At 62.4% G+C, this 19,827-nt stretch carries 18 protein-coding genes; 13 read left to right on the top strand and 5 right to left on the bottom strand.

Features of this window, described 5'->3' with window-relative positions; all coding sequences use genetic code 11:
• Positions 1–31: 31 nt before the first annotated feature.
• Positions 32–1,261, bottom strand: coding sequence for a phosphoglycerate dehydrogenase (gene serA / locus ACF8O8_RS12770; RefSeq protein ID WP_003248995.1), 1,230 nt, complete (start codon positions 1,259–1,261; stop codon positions 32–34).
• 171 nt (positions 1,262–1,432) lie between these two features.
• Between serA and ACF8O8_RS12765 the strand changes: the two genes are divergently transcribed.
• From ACF8O8_RS12765 to ACF8O8_RS12750, 4 genes are all read left to right on the top strand, one after another.
• Entirely contained in the window at positions 1,433–2,830 is a 1,398-nt protein-coding gene (locus ACF8O8_RS12765) for an FAD-binding oxidoreductase (RefSeq protein ID WP_020189952.1), read from the top strand.
• Positions 2,831–2,856: 26 nt separating this feature from the next.
• Positions 2,857–3,522 (top strand): fumarylacetoacetate hydrolase family protein, encoded by a 666-nt coding sequence (locus tag ACF8O8_RS12760; RefSeq protein ID WP_010955685.1) that lies wholly within the window; start codon positions 2,857–2,859, stop codon positions 3,520–3,522.
• Positions 3,523–3,704: 182 nt separating this feature from the next.
• Positions 3,705–4,625: an SdiA-regulated domain-containing protein gene (locus tag ACF8O8_RS12755; protein WP_350298459.1), complete on the top strand. Its 921-nt coding sequence runs from the start codon at positions 3,705–3,707 to the stop codon at positions 4,623–4,625.
• A gap of 90 nt (positions 4,626–4,715) precedes the next feature.
• A complete protein-coding gene (locus tag ACF8O8_RS12750; RefSeq protein ID WP_010955683.1) occupies positions 4,716–5,618 on the top strand; it encodes an SdiA-regulated domain-containing protein in 903 nt (300 codons plus the stop codon).
• 104 nt (positions 5,619–5,722) lie between these two features.
• On the opposite strand, the gene rpiA is transcribed toward ACF8O8_RS12750, so the two are convergent.
• Positions 5,723–6,397 carry a ribose-5-phosphate isomerase RpiA gene (gene rpiA / locus ACF8O8_RS12745; RefSeq protein WP_003249004.1) on the bottom strand — a complete coding sequence of 225 codons (675 nt, stop codon included), beginning with the start codon at positions 6,395–6,397 and terminating at the stop codon, positions 5,723–5,725.
• Between the two features lie 133 nt (positions 6,398–6,530).
• On the opposite strand from rpiA, the gene ilvA reads away from it, so the two are divergent.
• Both ilvA and ACF8O8_RS12735 read left to right on the top strand, forming a co-directional pair.
• Entirely contained in the window at positions 6,531–8,045 is a 1,515-nt protein-coding gene (gene ilvA, locus ACF8O8_RS12740) for a threonine ammonia-lyase, biosynthetic (protein ID WP_392509783.1), read from the top strand.
• Between the two features lie 147 nt (positions 8,046–8,192).
• Complete coding sequence (locus tag ACF8O8_RS12735; RefSeq protein WP_392509782.1) at positions 8,193–8,618, top strand: DUF2269 family protein; 426 nt, start codon at positions 8,193–8,195, stop codon at positions 8,616–8,618.
• Positions 8,619–8,747: 129 nt separating this feature from the next.
• On the opposite strand, the gene ACF8O8_RS12730 is transcribed toward ACF8O8_RS12735, so the two are convergent.
• Positions 8,748–9,404 carry an HAD family phosphatase gene (locus ACF8O8_RS12730; RefSeq protein WP_010955680.1) on the bottom strand — a complete coding sequence of 219 codons (657 nt, stop codon included), beginning with the start codon at positions 9,402–9,404 and terminating at the stop codon, positions 8,748–8,750.
• A 141-nt stretch (positions 9,405–9,545) separates the two neighbouring features.
• Between ACF8O8_RS12730 and ACF8O8_RS12725 the strand changes: the two genes are divergently transcribed.
• A complete protein-coding gene (locus tag ACF8O8_RS12725) occupies positions 9,546–10,025 on the top strand; it encodes an RNA pyrophosphohydrolase (RefSeq protein ID WP_003249017.1) in 480 nt (159 codons plus the stop codon).
• Positions 10,026–10,047: 22 nt separating this feature from the next.
• Positions 10,048–12,327, top strand: a complete 2,280-nt coding sequence (ptsP, locus tag ACF8O8_RS12720; protein ID WP_003249020.1) for a phosphoenolpyruvate--protein phosphotransferase — start codon at positions 10,048–10,050, stop codon at positions 12,325–12,327.
• 133 nt (positions 12,328–12,460) lie between these two features.
• Here ptsP and ACF8O8_RS12715 read toward each other — a convergent pair whose 3' ends face one another.
• Positions 12,461–13,207: an NRDE family protein gene (locus ACF8O8_RS12715; protein ID WP_020190330.1), complete on the bottom strand. Its 747-nt coding sequence runs from the start codon at positions 13,205–13,207 to the stop codon at positions 12,461–12,463.
• A gap of 130 nt (positions 13,208–13,337) precedes the next feature.
• Here ACF8O8_RS12715 and ACF8O8_RS12710 point away from each other — a divergent pair, with 130 nt between their 5' ends.
• The 3 genes from ACF8O8_RS12710 to ACF8O8_RS12700 are packed head-to-tail and all read left to right on the top strand — an operon-like array spanning position 13,338 to position 15,966.
• The gene (locus ACF8O8_RS12710) at positions 13,338–14,120 is read left to right on the top strand and encodes a sulfite exporter TauE/SafE family protein (RefSeq protein ID WP_003249024.1); all 783 of its coding nucleotides are present in this window, start codon (positions 13,338–13,340) and stop codon (positions 14,118–14,120) included.
• Between the two features lie 16 nt (positions 14,121–14,136).
• On the top strand, positions 14,137–14,943 hold the full coding sequence (lgt, locus tag ACF8O8_RS12705) for a prolipoprotein diacylglyceryl transferase (protein ID WP_003249027.1): 807 nt from the start codon (positions 14,137–14,139) through the stop codon (positions 14,941–14,943).
• Positions 14,944–14,994: 51 nt separating this feature from the next.
• The gene (locus tag ACF8O8_RS12700) at positions 14,995–15,966 is read left to right on the top strand and encodes a thymidylate synthase (RefSeq protein WP_003249029.1); all 972 of its coding nucleotides are present in this window, start codon (positions 14,995–14,997) and stop codon (positions 15,964–15,966) included.
• A 118-nt stretch (positions 15,967–16,084) separates the two neighbouring features.
• Here the strand turns inward: ACF8O8_RS12700 and cadR are convergent, their stop codons facing one another.
• On the bottom strand, positions 16,085–16,528 hold the full coding sequence (gene cadR / locus ACF8O8_RS12695) for a cadmium resistance transcriptional regulator CadR (protein ID WP_003249034.1): 444 nt from the start codon (positions 16,526–16,528) through the stop codon (positions 16,085–16,087).
• An 83-nt stretch (positions 16,529–16,611) separates the two neighbouring features.
• Between cadR and ACF8O8_RS12690 the strand changes: the two genes are divergently transcribed.
• Complete coding sequence (locus ACF8O8_RS12690) at positions 16,612–18,864, top strand: heavy metal translocating P-type ATPase (protein WP_392509781.1); 2,253 nt, start codon at positions 16,612–16,614, stop codon at positions 18,862–18,864.
• A gap of 9 nt (positions 18,865–18,873) precedes the next feature.
• The gene (locus ACF8O8_RS12685) at positions 18,874–19,743 is read left to right on the top strand and encodes a LysR family transcriptional regulator (protein ID WP_010955674.1); all 870 of its coding nucleotides are present in this window, start codon (positions 18,874–18,876) and stop codon (positions 19,741–19,743) included.
• The last annotated feature ends 84 nt before the right edge of the window (positions 19,744–19,827 follow it).

The raw sequence follows: 19,827 nt of genomic DNA, 5'->3' as shown, positions 1-19,827 counted from the left end.
AGGGCCTCCCTTTTTCATACCGCCAGCGACCTTAGAACAGGACGCGCGAACGGATGGTGCCTTTGACCTGTTGCAGTTTTTCCTGCGCCAGGTCCGAGTACTCGGCGTCAACATCGATTACCACGTAACCGACTTTCTCGTTGGTCTGCAGGAACTGACCGGAGATGTTGATACCGTTCTCGGCGAAGACCTTGTTGATCTCGCTGAGCACGCCCGGGATGTTTTCGTGAATGTGCAGCAGACGGTGTTTGCCTGGGTGCGCTGGCAGGGCCACTTCCGGGAAGTTGACCGAGGACACCGAGGTACCGTTGTCGCTGTACTTGACCAGTTTCTCGGCCACTTCCAGGCCGATGTTGGCCTGGGCTTCGGCGGTGGAACCACCAATGTGCGGCGTCAGGATCACGTTGTCGAGGCCGCGCAGCGGGCTCTCGAACTCTTCATCGTTGGAGCGTGGCTCGACCGGGAACACGTCGATGGCGGCGCCGATCAGGTGCTTGTCCTTGATGGCAGCGGCCAGGTGGTCCAGCTCGACCACGGTGCCACGGGCGGCGTTGATCAGGATCGCGCCCTTCTTCATCGAGCGGATTTCCTTCTCGCCGATCATCCACTGGGTGGATGGCAGCTCAGGCACGTGCAGCGAGACGATGTCAGCCAGGCCCAGCAGCTCGTTCAGGCTGGTGACCTGCACGGCGTTGCCCAGTGGCAGCTTGGTCAGCGGGTCGAAGAAGTACACCTGCATGCCCATGTTCTCAGCCAGTACCGAAAGCTGGGTACCAATCGAGCCGTAGCCGACGATGCCCAGTTTCTTGCCGCGGATTTCGAACGAGTTGGCCGCGCTCTTGATCCAGCCGCCACGGTGGCAGGAGGCGTTCTTCTCTGGGATGCCGCGCAGCAGCAGGATGGCTTCGGCCAGTACCAGCTCGGCCACCGAGCGGGTGTTGGAGTATGGCGCGTTGAACACGGCGATACCGCGCGCGCGGGCAGCTTCCAGGTCAACCTGGTTGGTGCCGATGCAGAAGCAGCCAACTGCGACCAGTTTCTTGGCACAGTCGAAGATCTCTTCGGTGAGCTGGGTACGCGAACGGATGCCGATGAAGTGGGCATCGGCGATCTTTTCCTTCAGCTCGGCTTCCGGCAACGAACCAGTGAGGTATTCGATGTTGGTGTAGCCGGCGGCCTTGAGGGTATCGACCGCGTTCTGGTGCACACCTTCAAGAAGAAGGAACCGGATCTTGCTCTTGTCGAGAGAAGTCTTGCTCATCTGCGTAAACCTGTATCCCGGAGATAAATTGGCGAGGGGTGATGCCAGGCGCGAGGGCAGCCTTAGCATGAACAGCGGGAGGGCTATGCTAGCATACGCGACACAATCTGAGCTTATCCCGACAGGTGAAGAGTGCTCAGGGTGACCATGAATAAGTCGAGAGTTCCAGCGATGACCCACCCCGCTGTTATTGAAGAACTGATGACCCTTGTCGACCCTGGCAAGGTCCTGACTGACCCGGTTTCCCTCGAAGCGTATGGCAAGGACTGGACCAAGCATTACCCGCCTGCGCCCAGCGCCATAGTCTTTCCCAAAACGATAGAACAGGTGCAAGCCATTGTGCACTGGGCCAATGCGCACAAGGTGGCGCTGGTGCCCTCTGGCGGGCGCACCGGGCTTTCTGCCGGCGCCGTGGCGGCCAATGGCGAGGTTGTCGTCGCCTTCGACTACATGAACCAGATCCTTGGCTTCAATGCTTTCGACCGTACTGTGGTTTGCCAGCCAGGGGTCGTCACCCGCCAGCTGCAAACCTACGCCGAAGAGCAAGGCCTTTATTACCCGGTGGACTTCGCTTCCAGCGGTTCCAGCCAGATTGGCGGCAATATCGGCACCAACGCCGGCGGGATCAAGGTGATTCGTTACGGTATGACCCGCAACTGGGTGGCCGGGCTGAAAGTGGTCACCGGCAAGGGCGAGTTGCTGGAGCTGAACAAAGACCTGATCAAGAACGCCACCGGCTACGACCTGCGCCAGCTGTTCATTGGTGCCGAGGGTACGCTGGGCTTCGTGGTCGAGGCCACCATGCGCCTGGACCGCGCACCGCGCAACCTCACCGCCATGGTGCTGGGCACACCGGACTTCGACTCGATCATGCCGGTGCTGCACGCCTTCCAGGGCAAGCTGGACCTGACCGCTTTCGAGTTCTTCTCCGACAAGGGGTTGGCCAAGATCCTCGCCCGCGGCGATGTGCCTGCGCCCTTCGCGACGGATTGCCCGTTCTATGCGCTGCTTGAGTTCGAGGCCAGCACTGAAGACGTGGCCAACGAAGCATTGGCTACCTTCGAGCACTGCGTCGAGCAGGGTTGGGTGCTGGATGGGGTGATGAGCCAGAGCGAAACCCAGCTGAAAAACCTGTGGAAGCTGCGCGAGTACCTGTCGGAAACCATTTCGCACTGGACACCGTACAAGAACGACATTTCCGTCACCGTCTCGAAAGTGCCTGCGTTCCTGCGCGATATCGACGCCATCGTCTCTGAACATTATCCGGACTATGAAGTGGTGTGGTACGGCCATATTGGTGACGGCAACCTGCACCTGAACATCCTCAAGCCTGAGCATATGAGCAAGGACGACTTCTTCGCTTCGTGTGCCAAGGTCAACAAGTGGGTGTTCGAGATCGTCGAGCGTTACAACGGGTCGATTTCTGCCGAGCATGGCGTGGGCATGACCAAGCGCGACTACCTGGGCTACAGCCGTTCCCCCGAAGAAATCGCCTGCATGAAGGCAATAAAGGCCGTGTTCGACCCTAACGGCATCATGAATCCGGGTAAGATCTTCGCACCTGAATAAAAAGCAGTATCCAGAAGGAGTCGGCCATGAGTTACCAGCACCAGTACGTAGACGGCACGCGCATTCACTTCCCCTTGGGCAAGGTGGTGTGCATCGGCCGTAACTATGCCGAGCATGCCAAGGAACTGGACAACCCGATCCCCACCGAGCCGCTGCTGTTCATCAAGCCAGGCAGCTGCGTGGTGCCGGCCGAAGGTGGCTTCAAGATCCCGGCCGAGCGCGGGTCGGTGCACTATGAGGTTGAAATCGCCGTGCTGCTGGGCAAGCCGCTGTCGACCCACCCGAGCGAGGAAGAGGTGCTGGACGCCATTTCCGGTTACGCACCGGCGCTGGACCTGACCCTGCGCGACGTGCAGGCCAAACTGAAGGAAAAGGGGCTGCCCTGGGAGCTGGCCAAGTGCTTTGACGGCGCTTGCGTGCTGCCACCGTTCGTCTCGGCCGCCAGCTTCGAGGACGTGACAGACATCCCGGTGCGCCTGACCGTGAACGGCGAAGTACGCCAGGATGGTAATAGCGCGATGATGCTGAACCCGATCGTGCCGATGATTCAGTACATGGCAGCGCATTTCTCGCTACAAGCGGGGGATGTGATCCTCACCGGTACCCCGGCCGGCGTCGGGCCGTTCAATGTCGGTGACGAGCTGGTGCTGGAGCTGCCGGGTGTGAGCCGCTTCGAAAGCCGGGTGCTTTGACTCGAAACCGCGTCGCTTTCTTCGCGGGTAAACCCGCTCCTACAGGGGTTGCACAGGGCCTTGAATACTGTGCAGTACCTTGGGCACGGGTTTACCGGCGAAGAGGCCGGCCCTGTTTACCGATTTTTCACACCCAATCCGGATAATGCGCGCACCTACGCCCATTTTCCCAGGATCACCGCATGCCATCCTCCTCCAGCGCCCCGGCAACTCCCAAGCGTCGCTTCTACCTGCGCTGGCCCTTCGGCCTGGCCGTGGCGGCGGTGATTGGCTATGGCGTGGCCGTGGCCATGCACTGGGATGACCGCGGTGCACTGTGGGTAAAAGAAAGCTTCGAAAGCACCGCCGAGCGCAGCGAAAGCGTATGGCTGCCGGATTACCAGGTGGACATCGACGCCAAGCCGCTGCCGGGCATGGACGATGATGAAGCCTCGGATGTGGCCTTCAACCCGCAGACCCGCACGCTGTTCGCGGTCATGGGCAAGAACCCGTTCCTGGTCGAGCTGAGCCTGGAGGGCGATGTACTGCGCAAGATCCCGCTCAACGGCTGGAACAACCCCGAAGGCGTGGCGGTGCTGGAAGACGGCAACCTGGCCATCACCGACGAGCGCCTGCATGACCTGACCGTGGTCAAGGTGGACGCGCAGACCACCGCACTGAATCACGACGACTTCCCGAGCCACGACCTGGGCCCTTCGGCCAAGAGCAACAAGGGCTTCGAGGCCATCGCCTGGGACCCGCTGCGCCAGCGCCTGATCATTGGCGAGGAGCGCCCGCCCAAGCTGTACACCTGGAACACCGATGGCCGCAGCCCGCTCAAGGGTGAGAAGCAGCCGTTGCCTAGCGATGAACTCGACTTGCGCAACCTGTCTGCGCTGGGTGTCGACCCGCGTACTGGCCACTTGCTGGTGCTTTCGGCCGACTCCAACATGCTGCTGGAGCTGGACGAGCAGGGCCAGCAAGTCAGCTTCATGACGCTGCTGGGCGGCTTCAACGGGCTTGAAGGCACCATTCCGCGGGCTGAAGGGGTGGCCATGGACGACAGGGGCAACTTGTACATGGTCAGCGAGCCGGCGCTTTTCTATCGATTCAAAAAGAACTGACAACATCATCAGAATTGCCTGACGCTTGCATTAAGCTTTGCTTCAGCCATTCATGATTAGATTCGCCATCCTTGTGTCGAGTCTGTCCCTATGCGTCGTTTTGTTCGCCTGTTCCTTGTTCTGGCTGCCCTTGCTCTGCTGCTGCTTGGCTGGGCCGGGCAGGAGTTTCGCCTGTTCGAGCGTGGCTGGTTCAATCTCAAGACCTGGTGGCAGCCTGTGGAGCGCAGCATTGGCCTGGATCGCTACCGGGTGGTGCTGGAGGCGCAACCGATCGAAGGGCTGGATGATGACATTTCGGCGCTGACCTACGACCCCGACCGCAAAACCCTCTTCACGGTCACCAACGCCCGTTCGGAGCTGATCGAGCTGTCGCTGGATGGCCGTATCCTGCGCCGTGTGCCGCTGACTGGCTTCGGCGACCCGGAGGCTGTTGAGTACGTTGGGCCAAACAGCTATGTGATCACCGACGAGCGTCAGCAACGGCTGATTCGCGTACGGCTGGAAGACGACACGATGTTTCTCGATGCCGGTGATGCCGAACAGCTGACGTTGGGTATTGGCCTCAATGGCAACAAAGGCTTCGAGGGCCTGGCGTACGATTCGGCGGGCAAGCGCCTGTTCGTGGCGAAGGAGCGTGACCCGATGCTGATCTATGAGGTGCATGGCTTCCCGCATGACAATCCGGAGAAGCCCTACGCCGTGCATGTGGTGCAGGACCGCAAGCGCGATTCACGGTTGTTTGTGCGGGATTTGTCGAGCTTGCAGTTCGATGAACGCAGCGGGCATTTGCTGGCATTGTCGGACGAGTCGCGGTTGGTGCTGGAGCTGGATGTACAGGGCCAGCCGCTGAGTACCTTGTCGTTGCGCAAGGGTTTCCAGGGGTTGCAGGCGACGGTGCCGCAGGCGGAGGGGATTGCGATGGATGAAGCGGGGACCATTTACCTGGTCAGTGAGCCGAACCTGTTCTATGTGTTCAAGCAGCCGACTGACTGATCGCCTGTCAGGGCCTGTTCGCGGGTAAACCCGCTCCTACAGGGATCGCCACGGTTCCAGGCCGGTGGGGTACCTTGTAGGAGCGGGTTTACCCGCGAAGGGTTTTACTCGGCCTTCAGGCTCTTCACGCCTTCAGCGGTGCCCAGCAGCAGCAGATCCGCCGGCCGCGCCGCGAACAGGCCGTTGGTCACCACGCCGACGATGGCGTTGATCTGCGCTTCCAGCTCCACCGGGTTGGTGATCTGCAGGTTGTACACATCCAGGATCACGTTGCCGTTGTCGGTGACCACGCCTTCACGGTACACCGGGTCGCCACCCAGCTTCACCAGCTGACGCGCCACGTGACTGCGGGCCATGGGGATCACTTCGACCGGCAGCGGGAAGGCCCCCAGTACCGGCACCAGCTTGCTGCCGTCGGCGATGCAGATGAAGGTCTTGGCCACGGCCGCGACGATCTTTTCGCGGGTCAGCGCTGCGCCGCCGCCCTTGATCAGGTGCAGGTGTGCGTCGCTCTCGTCGGCACCGTCCACGTAAAACTCAAGCTCGCTTACGCTGTTCAGTTCGTAGACCGGGATGCCATGGCCCTTCAGGCGCTGGGCAGTGGCTTCGGAGCTGGCGACTGCGCCGTCGAACGCGGTCTTGTGCTGAGCCAGGGCATCGATGAAGAAGTTGGCGGTCGAACCGGTACCGACGCCTACGACGCTCTTTTCATCCAGCTTGGGCAGAATGAAGTCGACAGCGGCCTGGGCGACGGCCTGTTTGAGTTGGTCCTGGGTCATGCGGGCTCCGGAAGGGGCAGGGCGGTTTCAAAGTTGCCTAGTATAACGGCTCGCACGGCTTTGCTGTGGTCGCCCGACGTAGCGCTGGGGTAGACTCCCAGCCCTCGTCCCGCGGCCCAGTGATGCTTTCCCGATGCTCGAACAGTACGTCAAGAAGATCCTCACCTCGCGCGTCTATGACGTTGCCGTCGAAACCCCGTTGCAGAGCGCCGGGCAGCTGAGCAAGCGCCTGGGCAACCAGATTCTGCTCAAGCGCGAAGACCTGCAGCCAGTATTCTCGTTCAAGATCCGCGGCGCGTATAACAAGCTGGCCCAGCTGAGCCCGGAAGAACTGGCCCGCGGGGTGGTGACCGCCTCTGCCGGCAACCACGCCCAAGGCCTGGCCCTGGCCGCGCGTGAAATGGGCATCAAGGCCACCATCGTGATGCCCAAGACCACTCCGGAGATCAAGGTCGAAGGCGTGCGCTCGCGCGGTGGCAAGGTGGTGCTGCATGGCGACTCGTTCCCTGAGGCACTGGCCTATTCGCTGAAACTGGTCGATGAAAAGGGCTTCGTCTACGTTCACCCTTACGACGATCCGCACACCATCGCCGGGCAGGGCACCGTCGCCATGGAAATCCTGCGCCAGCACCCTGGCCGGCTGGATGCGATCTTTGTGCCGGTGGGCGGTGGCGGCCTGATCGCCGGCATTGCTGCCTATGTGAAGTACCTGCGCCCGGAAATCAAGATAATCGGTGTCGAGCCGGACGATTCCAACTGCCTGCAGGCGGCCATGGCTGCCGGTGAGCGTGTGGTGCTGCCGCAGGTCGGGCTGTTCGCCGATGGCGTGGCGGTGGCGCAGATTGGCCAGCACACCTTCGATATCTGCCGCCACCATGTGGACGAAGTCGTCACTGTCAGTACCGATGAAATCTGCGCAGCAATCAAGGATATCTACGACGATACCCGCTCGATCACCGAGCCTGCTGGCGCGCTGGGTGTGGCGGGCATCAAGAAGTACGTCGAGCTATACGGCGTCAGCGGCCAGACCTTGGTGGCCATCGACTCCGGTGCCAACGTCAATTTCGATCGCCTGCGCCATGTGGCCGAACGTGCCGAGCTGGGTGAAAAGCGCGAGGCGATCATCGCCGTGACCATCCCTGAGCGCCCGGGTAGCTTCAAGGCCTTCTGCGAGGCTATCGGCAAGCGTCAGATCACCGAGTTCAACTACCGCAAGCACACCTCTGACGAAGCGCATATCTTCGTTGGGGTGCAGACCCACCCGGAAAACGACCCGCGCGCGGCGCTGGTGCAGCAACTGACCGAACAGGGCTTCCCGGTTGCCGATCTGACCGACAACGAATTGGCCAAGCTGCATATTCGTCATATGGTCGGCGGCCACTCGGCCGGTGCCAGCGACGAAATGGTGCTGCGCTTCGAATTCCCCGAGCGGCCAGGGGCACTGTTCAACTTCCTCAACAAGCTGGGCGGGCGCTGGAACATCTCGATGTTCCACTACCGCAACCATGGCGCGGCTGACGGGCGCGTGGTGGCGGGGCTGCAGGTGCCGGAGGACGAACGTCACCTGGTGCCGGCAGCGCTGGCCAAGATTGGTTACCCGTACTGGGACGAGACCGAGAACCCGGCCTACAAACTGTTCCTGGGCTGAGCGGCTAAGCTAGGGCTGATGGCCCGTTCGCGGGCTTGCCCGCTCCCACAGGTACTGCGCAGGCCTCAAGGCCTGAGATACCTTGGCAGGAGCGGGTAAGCCCGCGAAGAAGCGACCGCAAAATGCCCGTTTAAGGACGACCGAGACATGGAACACCTGACCACGCTCAAGACCCTGCACCTCATCGCCACCGCGCTGCTGCTTCTGGGCGCCCTGGGCCTGGCGATCTGGACCTGGCGCGCCCGCCGCCAGGGCGATGCCGAAGCCTACGCCAAGCTGCTGCGCCGGCCGTTGGTGTTCGTCTGGCTGGTGATGGGCCTGTGCCTGGTGAGCATGCCGTTCACCGGCTGGTGGCTGGTACACCTGGTGGGCTGGCCACTGGGGCAGACCTGGGTGTTGGCATCCAGTGTCATCTATACATTTGGCGCGGTTGCCGTGTGGTGGCTGCTGGTGCGGCTGAACCGGCTGCGCAAGGCCGAGGTGGTAGGGTTGCGGTTTACCCTGGCGCTGGCGGTATTCAGTGGGGTTTGCTTCCTGTCCATTGCCGGGCTGATGGGGGCCAAGCCGGTCTGACAGTCTTGTGCTGATTGTGCCGGCCTATTCGCGGGTGAACCCGCTCCTACAGGTACAGCGCAGCCCTCAAGGCCTGTAGTGATTCCTGTGGGAGCGGGCGTGCCCGCGAAAAGACCGCCACGGAAAACCTCAATCCCGCAGCGAGATCACCGGCCACCCACGCTTATCCGCCTCGGCCCGCAGGTCCGGGGCCGGGTCCACTGCCACTGCATGCGTCACCCGCTGCAACAACGGCAGGTCATTCATCGAGTCGCTATAGAAGTAGCTGTCCTCAAGATCAAAGCCGTTCTCCAGCATCCAGCGCTCCAGCCGCGTCACTTTGCCTTCACGGAAACACGGTATATCGGTACTACGCCCGGTGTAGCGGCCGTCGCGCACCTCGCATTCGGTTGCCAGCAACACCCGCACCCCCAGGCGCCGGGCGATCGGTGCGGTGACGAAGCGGTTGGTAGCGGTGATGATCACCAGCTGGTCGCCCGCCTCGCGGTGCTGCTGCAGCAAGGCCAGGGCCTTGGGCAGGACGATGGGCTCGATGCAGTCGCGCATGAAATCGCGGTGCCATTCGTCGAGCCGGGCCATGGGTGTTGCCGCCAGGATCTCCATGGAAAAGGCCAGGTAGGCCTGCAGGTCCAGGGTGCCATTGAGGTAATCCTGGTAGAAGCTGTCGTTGCGTTGCTTGTAGGCGACCGGGTCGAGAATGCCGCGCTCGCAAAGATAGTCACCCCAGGCATGGTCGCTGTCGCCACCGAGGAGGGTATTGTCCAGGTCGAATAAAGCCAGGCGCATCGCGGTCACTCGCATCAGCCACAGGGTAGGCCCGCAGAATACGGAGTTTTCACGCAGCTGCACATAAGCTTGGCGGGCGCGTTGCTGCGCTCGCAAGCTTTGTGGAACAATGCGTTGACATGCGTTTGCGAGGTTGCTGCCGTGATCGACCCGGATGGTTTTCGCCCCAATGTCGGGATCATTCTCACGAATGATGCCGGGCAGGTGCTATGGGCTCGACGGATCAACCAGGATGCCTGGCAATTCCCCCAGGGTGGTATCAACCCTGACGAGACGCCGGAAGATGCCCTGTACCGCGAGCTGAACGAAGAAGTTGGCCTTGAACGCGACGATGTAGAAATTCTTGCCTGCACCCGTGGCTGGTTGCGTTATCGTTTACCCCAGCGATTGGTACGTACCCACAGCCAGCCGCTGTGCATCGGCCAGAAGCAGAAGTGGTTCCTGCTGCGCCTGGTGAGCAACGAACAACGGGTGCGGATGGACCTGACCGGCAAGCCGGAATTCGACGGTTGGCGCTGGGTGAGCTATTGGTATCCGCTGGGCCAGGTTGTGACATTCAAGCGCGAGGTGTACCGGCGCGCCCTGAAAGAGCTAGCACCGCGTCTGTTGACGCGCGACTGACGACGGAGTTCGACCCCGAGCCATGCTCAATACGCTGCGCAAGATCGTCCAGGAAGTAAACTCCGCCAAAGATCTCAAGTCGGCGTTGGGGATCATTGTCTTGCGCGTCAAGGAAGCCATGGGCAGCCAGGTCTGCTCGGTCTACCTGCTCGACCCGGAAACCAACCGCTTCGTGCTGATGGCGACCGAAGGCCTGAACAAGCGCTCCATCGGCAAGGTCAGCATGGCCCCCAACGAAGGCCTGGTTGGCCTGGTCGGTACCCGGGAAGAGCCGCTGAACCTGGAAAACGCCGCCGACCACCCGCGTTATCGCTACTTTGCCGAAACCGGCGAAGAGAAATTCGCCTCCTTCCTGGGTGCGCCGATCATCCACCACCGCCGTGTGGTCGGGGTACTGGTCATCCAGCAAAAGGAGCGCCGCCAGTTCGACGAGGGCGAGGAAGCCTTCCTGGTCACCATGAGCGCCCAGCTTGCCGGGGTTATCGCCCACGCCGAGGCTACCGGCTCGATCCGTGGCCTGGGCCGTCAGGGCAAAGGTATTCAGGAAGCGCGCTTCGTGGGTGTGCCGGGTTCGCCTGGTGCCGCGGTGGGGCGTGCGGTGGTGATGTTGCCGCCGGCCGACCTGGAAGTGGTCCCGGACAAGACCGTCGATGACATCGACGCCGAACTCAAGCTGTTCCAGAACGCCCTGGAAGGTGTGCGCGACGACATGCGCAAGCTGTCGGCCAAACTGGCCACCCAGCTGCGCCCGGAAGAGCGTGCGCTGTTCGATGTCTATCTGATGATGCTTGAAGACGCAGCCCTGGGCGGAGAGGTGACCGAGGTCATCAAGACCGGCCAATGGGCCCAGGGCGCCCTGCGCCAGGTGGTTGGTGAGCACGTCAACCGCTTCGAGCTGATGGACGACGACTACCTGCGTGAGCGTGCCTCCGACGTCAAGGACCTGGGGCGCCGCCTTTTGGCCTACCTGCAGGAAGCGCGCTCGCAGTCGTTGGTGTATGCCGACAACACCATCCTGGTCAGTGAGGAACTGACACCGGCCATGCTCGGTGAAGTGCCGGAAGGCAAGCTGGTCGGCCTGGTCTCGGTACTCGGCTCGGGCAACTCCCACGTCGCCATCCTCGCGCGGGCCATGGGCATCCCCACGGTGATGGGCCTGGTCGACCTGCCATACTCCAAAGTCGACGGTATTGAACTGATCGTCGACGGCTACAAGGGCGAGGTGTTCACCAACCCCAGCGAAGTGCTGCGCAAGCAGTACAGCGAAGTGGTCGAGGAGGAACGCCAGCTGGCCCAAGGGCTGGATGCACTGCGCGAACTTCCGTGCGTCACCCCCGACGGCCATCGCATGCCCCTGTGGGTCAACACCGGCCTGCTCGCTGACGTGGCCCGTGCCCAGCAGCGCGGCGCCGAAGGGGTAGGCCTGTACCGCACCGAAGTGCCGTTCATGATCAACCAGCGTTTCCCCAGTGAGAAAGAGCAGCTGGCCATCTACCGTGAGCAGCTGGCGGCCTTCCACCCGCTGCCGGTGACCATGCGTACCCTCGACATCGGTGGCGACAAGGCACTGTCGTACTTCCCCATCAAGGAAGAAAACCCGTTCCTCGGCTGGCGCGGCATCCGCGTCACCCTCGACCACCCGGAAATCTTCCTGGTACAGACCCGCGCCATGCTCAAGGCCAGCGAGGGCCTGAACAACCTGCGCATCCTGCTGCCGATGATTTCCGGCATTCACGAACTGGAAGAGGCGCTGCACCTGATCCACCGCGCCTGGGGTGAAGTGCGTGACGAAGGTACCGATGTACCGATGCCACCAGTGGGTGTGATGGTGGAAATTCCAGCGGCGGTGTACCAGACCAAGGAATTGGCGCGGCAGGTGGACTTCCTGTCGGTAGGCTCCAACGACCTGACCCAGTACCTGCTGGCGGTGGACCGCAACAACCCGCGGGTCGCCGACCTGTACGATTACCTGCACCCGGCGGTACTGCAGGCGCTGAACACGGTGGTGCGCGACGCCCATGGCGAAGGCAAGCCGGTGAGCATCTGCGGCGAGATGGCCGGTGACCCGGCGGCGGCGGTCCTGTTGATGGCCATGGGCTTCGACAGCCTGTCGATGAACGCCACCAACCTGCCGAAGGTTAAGTGGATGCTGCGCCAGATCAATATGGGCAAGGCCAAGGAACTGCTGGCCGAGGCCTTGAGCCATGACAACCCGCAGGTTATCCACAGCTCGCTGCAACTGGCCCTGAAGAACCTTGGGTTGGCGCGGATGATTGGGCCTGGGGCTAATAAAACCCTGTGAGGGTGATGCTGTCTGTGCCGGCCTCTTCGCGGGTGAACCCGCTCCTACCACGTACACACATCTGGGGTTGGACCCAGGCCGTTGTAGGAGCGGGTTCACCCGCGAAGAGGCCCGAACAGACAACATCAAATACTCAGACCAACAACTCAATTTCCCCCAAATGCCCGCCAAAAGGCCCGAAACTGCGCTCAACCAGCCGCCTTTGCCCCTGATCATCCACAATGAGCACTGTGCTCGCCCGGGTCCCGTAATTCTGGCTGGCGATGAAGACGCTCGATAGCAACTTCTCGGTTGCCAACCCCACGCCTGTTTCGGGTAGATCACCATCAGCCGCGGGCTCGTTATCCGCGAGCAAAGCCAGCAGCCTGTGCGGCTCCGGCGTGTCCAGCAGGTTTTCCAGCCCGTCACGTGCCTTCACCAGCTTCGGCCACGGTGTATCCAGCCCGGCGTTCGAAAGCCCGTAAACCCCAGCCTTCAGCAGGCGCGGCGTGGCCTCACGGGCATGCAGATAACCCAGTTGCTGCCCATCACCCACCAGCAGGTTGAACCCCGAGTACTGCCCGCTACGGCTGGCCACCTGGTCCAGGTAAGCCTCAACCCCTAGCTCGCCCTGCAGAAACGCCGCCACCAGCTCACCCCGCGAGCGGGGCCCCTGCGCCTGGCCCGGGTCGCGGATGTTGGTCAGCGCGGCAAAGCGCCCCTGTGGGCCTACGCCCAGCCAGGTACCGCCTGCCTCCAGGTCGCGCCCGGCATGCACCCCAGGTGCATCCTCCCAGGCCGCCAGGGGCTGAGTGGGGCGGGCATAGAATTCGTCGCGGTTGGCCGCCACGATCAGCGGCAGGGCGTGCCCCGGCCGCCAGGCAAATACGATCAGGCACATAGGTTGGGCCTCTGTGTTTTTTTGTCACTGTACCCACAGGAACGATGCGGATCCATCCTGACACAGAGTTCACTAGAGCCCCGAGCCCGGCTTCCGTTACCATGCCGGATTGATTTCTAGGGGATGCCGAATGGAATTCGTGCTCTATCTGTTGTTGGGCGCCTGTGCCGGTGTGCTGGCCGGGCTGTTCGGCGTGGGCGGCGGCATCATCATCGTGCCGGTGCTGGTGTTCAGCTTTACCCTGCAGGGTTTCGACGCTTCGGTGCTGACCCACCTGGCCGTTGGCACGTCACTGGCCACCATCGTCTTCACCTCGATCAACGCCGTGCGGGAGCATCACCGCAAGCGCGCGGTGCAATGGCCGATCTTCATCTGGATGACCATCGGCATCCTCCTGGGGGCCGGTGTCGGTGCCAAGACCGCTTCGCTGATCCAGGGCCCACTGCTGCAAAAGATCATCGGTGTGTTCGCCCTGGTCATCGCCGCGCAGATGGCCCTTGACCTCAAACCCAAGGCCAGCCGTGGCGTCCCCGGTAAACCTGGGCTGATCGGTGCAGGCGGCGTGATTGGCTGGGCCTCGGCCATTTTTGGCATTGGCGGTGGTTCGCTGACGGTGCCGTTCCTCACCTGGCGTAGCCTGCCCATGCAGCAGGCAGTGGCCACGTCATCGGCCTGTGGCCTGCCGATTGCTGTAGCCAGTGCCCTGAGCTTCATGCTGCTGGGTTGGCACGAGGAGCACCTGCCGCCCCACAGCCTGGGGTACGTGTACCTGCCCGCCCTGGTCGGCATTGCCGTGACCAGCATGTTTTTCGCCCGCTTCGGCGCGCGCCTGGCGCACAAGCTGTCGCCCCGTTTGTTGAAACGCCTGTTCGCAGCCCTGCTGTTCTGTGTTGGCCTCAGCTTTTTGATTTGAATCGAGAGGAAGTTCCATGCTGCCTTACCCGCAGATAGACCCCGTGGCCCTGGCCATCGGGCCGCTGAAAATCCATTGGTACGGCCTGATGTACCTGATCGGCATCGGCGGTGCCTGGTTGCTGGCCTCACGCCGGCTCAACCGCTTCGACCCCACCTGGAGCCGCGAGAAGCTGTCCGACCTGGTGTTCTGGCTGTCGATGGGGGTGATTGTCGGCGGTCGCCTGGGCTATGTGCTGTTCTACGACCTGCACGCCTACCTGGCCAACCCGACGCTGATCTTCGAGGTGTGGAAAGGCGGTATGTCGTTCCACGGCGGCTTCATCGGCGTGATGCTGGCAGCCTTGTGGTTCGGCAAGCGTAACAACAAGTCGTTCTTCGAGCTGATGGATTTCGTCGCCCCGCTGGTGCCGATTGGCCTGGGTGCCGGGCGTATCGGCAACTTCATCAACGCCGAACTGTGGGGCAAACCCACCGACGTGCCATGGGCGATGATCTTCCCGCCGTTCAGCGACCCGGCCCAGTTGCCGCGCCACCCGTCGCAGCTGTACCAGTTCGCCCTTGAGGGCGTGGCGCTGTTCGTCATCCTGTGGCTGTTCTCGCGCAAGCCACGGCCGACCATGGCGGTGTCAGGCATGTTCGCGCTGTTCTACGGTATCTTCCGCTTCATCGTCGAATTCGTGCGGGTGCCGGATGCTCAGCTGGGTTACATCGCCTGGGGCTGGCTGACCATGGGTCAGATTCTCTGTGTGCCGATGATCCTGGCTGGCCTCGGTCTGATCTGGTGGGCTTATAATCGCAAGCCCACGGCGAAACCCGCCTGATTAATCCCACGGCAGGGGCCATCCCCCTGCCGTTTTTGCTACAGGTAAGCCATGAAACAGTATCTGGACCTGGTCCGCGACGTCATTGATAACGGCACGTTGCAGGGAAACCGCACCGGCATCCGCACCATCAGCCTGCCGGGCGCGATGCTGCGTTTCGACCTGCAGAAGGGCTTTCCGGCCATTACCACGCGCAAGCTGGCGTTCAAGTCGGCGATCGGTGAAATGGTCGGTTTCCTGCGTGGCGTGAAGAACGCCGGTGAGTTCCGCGAGCTGGGCTGCAAGGTCTGGGACCAGAACGCCAACGAAAACGCCCAGTGGCTGGCCAACCCGTTCCGTCAGGGCCATGACGACCTGGGCGAGATCTATGGCGTGCAATGGCGCCAGTGGCCGGGCTACAAGCGCATCCCGCTGAGCAACCCGGCGGCCATCGAAATGGCCGAGCAAGCCGGTTTCCGCCGTATTGCCCAGGACGAAGAGGACGGCGTCGCGTTCGTCATCCTGTACAAGGCAATCGACCAGGTGCGCCAGTGCCTGGACACCATCGCCAACGACCCGGGTAGCCGCCGCATCCTGTTCCACGGCTGGAACTGCGCGCAACTGGACGAAATGGCACTGCCACCGTGTCACTTGCTGTACCAGTTCCACCCGAATGTCGAGACCAGGGAAATTTCCCTGACCCTCTACATCCGCTCCAACGACCTGGGGCTGGGCACGCCGTTCAACCTCACCGAAGGCGCGGCGCTGCTGTCGCTGTTTGGCCGCCTGACCGGCTATACACCGCGCTGGTTCACCTACTTCATCGGCGATGCCCATGTGTATGAAAACCACCTGGACATGCTCAACGAGCAGCTCAAGCGCGAGCCGTTGGAAGCGCCGAAGCTGGTGATCAGCGACCGTGTGCCGTCGTTTGCCGAGACTGGTAAATACGAGCCGGAGTGGCTGGAGAAGATCGAACCGAGTGATTTCTGGCTGGAAGGCTATGAGCACCATGCGCCGATGACAGCGCCGATGGCGGTCTGATAGATCTCTATTGTTAGAACTGACCTCTTCGCGAGTGAACCCGCTCCTACGGGGTACTGCACAGGCCTAAGTCCTGCGCGGTCCATGTAGGAGCGGGTTCACCCGTGAAGCTTCTGGCTTAATGCCCATGACTCCGCCCCACATGCGAATGCTCGGTATCCGGCACCGATACCGCCCCGTTTGTCTCCAATTGCTGCAAGATCGCGCATTCACTCCCCTGCGTGTTGCAGCGCCGCCGCAGCTCCACCAGCTGCTCTTGCAATGCCACCAAGCCATCGATCCGCGCCTGAACATGCTCGATATGCTCGTCGATCAGCGCATTGACGCTGCCGCACGCGTCGTCGGGGCTGTCGCGCAGGCGTAGCAGGCTGCGAATTTCGTCCAGGGTCATGTCCAGCGTGCGGCAGTTGCGGATGAAGGTCAGCCGCTCCACATGGGCCTGGGTGTACAACCGGTAGTTGCCCTCGCTGCGCGCCGGCTCTGGCAGCAGGTTTTCACGCTCGTAGTAGCGGATGGTTTCCACCGCGCAGTCGGTGGCTTTGGCCAGTTCTCCGATCTTCATCACGAAATCTCCAGCAAGTGGCTTGACCCTATAGTGGCTACAGGGTGTTCACTTGGCAACAGGCTCAATTTAAGGATGACCCCATGAACCAGCCTGTCAGCCACGAACACAAGCATCCGCACGATCACGCTCATGGTGATGACGACCATGGCCATGCTGCCCACGGCCACAGCTGCTGCGGCGCCAAAACCGCGCCGCCGCTGGTGCAACTGAGCGAAACGGCCAGTGCCCAGGCACAACTCAGTCGTTTCCGCATCGATGCCATGGACTGCCCCACCGAGCAGACCCTGATTCAGGACAAACTGAGCAAGCTGGCCGGTATCGAACAGCTGGAATTCAACCTGATCAACCGCGTGCTTGGCGTGCGCCACACCCTGGACGGCACCGCCGACATCGAGCGGGCGATCGACAGCCTGGGCATGAAGGCCGAGCCGATTGCGGCCCAGGACGACGGCAGTGCCAGCGTGCCACAACCGGCCAAGGCCCACTGGTGGCCACTGGCATTGTCGGGCGTCGCCGCGATCGCCGCCGAAATCGTGCACTTTGCTGCACTGGCCCCTGAGTGGGTGGTGGCGGGGCTGGCGCTTGCCGCGATCCTCGGTTGCGGCCTGGGTACCTACAAGAAGGGCTGGATTGCCCTGAAAAACCGGAACCTCAACATCAATGCGCTGATGAGTATCGCCGTGACGGGGGCCGTATTGATCGGCCAGTGGCCGGAAGCGGCTATGGTGATGGTGCTGTTCACCGTTGCCGAACTGATCGAAGCGCGCTCGCTGGACCGTGCGCGCAATGCCATTGGCGGGTTGATGCAGCTGACCCCGGACATGGCCACGGTGCAGCAGGCCGATGGCCAGTGGCGCGAGCTGGACGTGCGTGAGGTGGCCATCGGCGCACTGGTGCGGGTGCGCCCCGGTGAGCGCATCGGACTGGACGGTGAAGTGACCCGCGGGCAATCCAGCGTCGATCAGGCGCCGATTACCGGTGAAAGCCTGCCTGTGGAGAAGGGGGTGGGTGACAAGCTGTTCGCTGGCACCATCAACCAGGCGGGGGCGCTGGAGTTTCGCGTCACCGCCGCTGCCGGGCAGTCGACCCTGGCGCGGATCATCAAGGCGGTGGAGGAAGCGCAAGGCGCGCGGGCGCCTACCCAGCGCTTTGTCGACCGTTTTTCGCGCATCTACACCCCGGTGGTGTTCGCCATCGCCTTGGCCGTGGCGCTGATACCACCGCTGTTCCTGGCTGGCGCCTGGTTCGACTGGGTTTACCGCGCCTTGGTGCTGCTGGTGGTGGCCTGCCCGTGCGCGCTGGTGATCTCGACCCCGGTGACCATCGTCAGTGGCCTGGCCGCCGCCGCGCGCAAAGGCATCCTGATCAAGGGTGGCGTGTACCTGGAGGGTGGCCGCCACCTTGATTTCCTGGCCCTGGACAAGACCGGCACCATCACCCATGGCAAGCCGGTGCAGACCGACGCCAAGGTGCTGGCGCCGCTGTTCGAAGACCGTGCGCAAGCCTTGGCGGCCAGCCTGGGCGAGCGTTCGGACCACCCGGTGTCCCGCGCCATTGCCGAGTTCGGCAAGCAGCAAGGCCTGGCCTTGAGCGAGGTCAGTGACTTCGTTGCGCTGGCCGGGCGTGGCGTGCGTGGCGTCATTGCCGGTGAGGTCTACCACTTGGGCAACCACCGCCTGGTCGAGGAGCTGGGGCTGTGTTCGCCAGCGCTGGAGGCCCAACTGGATGCGCTGGAGCGCCAGGGCAAGACCGTGGTCCTGCTGCTTGACCGCTCCGGGCCACTGGCACTGTTCGCCGTGGCCGACACGGTCAAGGACAGCAGCCGTCAGGCGATCGCCGAATTGCATCAACTGGGTATCAAGACTGTCATGCTGACCGGTGACAATCCGCATACTGCGCAGGCCATTGCCGCCGTGGTGGGAATCGACCGCGCCGAGGGCAACCTGTTACCGGCCGACAAGCTGAAAACCATTGAGGCGTTGTACGCACAAGGCCATCGGGTGGGCATGGTCGGTGACGGCATCAACGACGCCCCGGCGCTGGCCCGCGCCGAAATCGGTTTTGCCATGGCTGCTGCCGGCACCGACACCGCCATCGAGACGGCCGATGTGGCGCTGATGGACGATGACTTGCGCAAAATCCCGGCCTTCGTCAGGCTGTCGCGCCAAAGTGCGGCGATCCTCATGCAGAACATCGTGCTGGCGTTGGGCATCAAGGCGATATTTCTGGCGATCACCTTCGCCGGCATGGCCACGATGTGGATGGCGGTGTTCGCTGATATGGGCGTGAGCTTGCTGGTGGTGTTCAACGGCTTGCGCCTTTTGCGCAAATAGAGGACGTACATGCTGAGTTCCGAGCTGAAGGCCTTCTACATGGTGGCCCGTCTGGGCAGCATCACCCAGGCGGCGAAGAAGCTTGGCCTCAGCCAGCCCACGGTGACCACGCAGATCCGCAGCCTGGAAGGCCAGTACGCCGTGGAGCTGTTCTACCGCGGCGGGCGGCGCCTGGTGTTGAGCGAGGAGGGCTTACGCCTGCTGCCGATGGTCAAGGCGCTGCTGCAGCAGGAAGCCGACATCGAGTTCGAGCTGCGCAACAGTGGCCAGGCCCAGGGCAGCCTGCGCATTGCTGCCACTGCGCCTTACTACATTCTCGACCTGGTCAAGATCTATCGCGAACGCCTGCCGCAGGTTGAAGTGGCGGTGGAGATCGGCAACTCGCAGCAGGTGCTGGAAATGCTCGAGGATTACCGGGTGGACATTGCCGCGTCGTCGCAATGGGTGGAGGACGCACGGTTGGTGCGGCGGATACTGGGCACTGACCCTTTGGTGGTGGCGGTGCACCGCAACCATCCGCTGGCCCATCGCCAGACGGTGTCGATCGAGGTGGTGTCGGGGCATTGCCTGCTGATGCGGGAGAAGGGCTCGACCACACGCAAGCTGACCGAGCAGATGATGCAGGAGGCTGGGGTCAAGGCCAGCGCCATGATGGAAATCGGCAGCCGCGAGTCGATCCGCGAAGCGGTGCTGCGCAATATCGGCATCAGCGTGATTGCCCGCCATGAGGTGCCGCACAATCCCGAACTCCGGGTGCTGGCGCTGGAAAATGCGCCGGTGATGCATGAGTACCTGTATTGCCTGAAGGAGCGGCGCCAGGCCCGGTTGCCGGCGGCATTCCTGGGGGTGGCGCAGGAAGTGGCCGGTTCGCAGTTCTAGATTCGTGTTGGCTTGTTCGCGGGTAGACCCGCTCCTGCATTTCTGCGTACATGCATGCCTGCATTTCTGCGAACACGCATTCCG

It is taken from the genome of Pseudomonas sp. TYF_14, assembly GCF_043105275.1.
In the GTDB taxonomy this organism is placed as follows: domain Bacteria; phylum Pseudomonadota; class Gammaproteobacteria; order Pseudomonadales; family Pseudomonadaceae; genus Aquipseudomonas; species Aquipseudomonas alloputida.
Note: the sequence above shows the minus strand (reverse complement) of the source record. Positions and strands in the feature narration are given on the sequence as shown.

Coding starts and splice junctions, on each gene's coding strand:
- ACF8O8_RS12685 (WP_010955674.1), top strand. CDS start 18,874: ATGCTGAGTTCCGAGCTGAAGGCCTTCTACATGGTGGCCCGTCTGGGC.
- ACF8O8_RS12690 (WP_392509781.1), top strand. CDS start 16,612: ATGAACCAGCCTGTCAGCCACGAACACAAGCATCCGCACGATCACGCT.
- rpiA (WP_003249004.1), bottom strand. CDS start 6,397: ATGACCCAGGACCAACTCAAACAGGCCGTCGCCCAGGCCGCTGTCGAC.
- ptsP (WP_003249020.1), top strand. CDS start 10,048: ATGCTCAATACGCTGCGCAAGATCGTCCAGGAAGTAAACTCCGCCAAA.
- serA (WP_003248995.1), bottom strand. CDS start 1,261: ATGAGCAAGACTTCTCTCGACAAGAGCAAGATCCGGTTCCTTCTTCTT.
- ACF8O8_RS12710 (WP_003249024.1), top strand. CDS start 13,338: ATGGAATTCGTGCTCTATCTGTTGTTGGGCGCCTGTGCCGGTGTGCTG.
- ACF8O8_RS12730 (WP_010955680.1), bottom strand. CDS start 9,404: ATGCGCCTGGCTTTATTCGACCTGGACAATACCCTCCTCGGTGGCGAC.
- ilvA (WP_392509783.1), top strand. CDS start 6,531: ATGCTCGAACAGTACGTCAAGAAGATCCTCACCTCGCGCGTCTATGAC.
- cadR (WP_003249034.1), bottom strand. CDS start 16,528: ATGAAGATCGGAGAACTGGCCAAAGCCACCGACTGCGCGGTGGAAACC.
- ACF8O8_RS12765 (WP_020189952.1), top strand. CDS start 1,433: ATGACCCACCCCGCTGTTATTGAAGAACTGATGACCCTTGTCGACCCT.
- ACF8O8_RS12700 (WP_003249029.1), top strand. CDS start 14,995: ATGAAACAGTATCTGGACCTGGTCCGCGACGTCATTGATAACGGCACG.
- lgt (WP_003249027.1), top strand. CDS start 14,137: ATGCTGCCTTACCCGCAGATAGACCCCGTGGCCCTGGCCATCGGGCCG.
- ACF8O8_RS12735 (WP_392509782.1), top strand. CDS start 8,193: ATGGAACACCTGACCACGCTCAAGACCCTGCACCTCATCGCCACCGCG.
- ACF8O8_RS12715 (WP_020190330.1), bottom strand. CDS start 13,207: ATGTGCCTGATCGTATTTGCCTGGCGGCCGGGGCACGCCCTGCCGCTG.
- ACF8O8_RS12760 (WP_010955685.1), top strand. CDS start 2,857: ATGAGTTACCAGCACCAGTACGTAGACGGCACGCGCATTCACTTCCCC.
- ACF8O8_RS12755 (WP_350298459.1), top strand. CDS start 3,705: ATGCCATCCTCCTCCAGCGCCCCGGCAACTCCCAAGCGTCGCTTCTAC.
- ACF8O8_RS12750 (WP_010955683.1), top strand. CDS start 4,716: ATGCGTCGTTTTGTTCGCCTGTTCCTTGTTCTGGCTGCCCTTGCTCTG.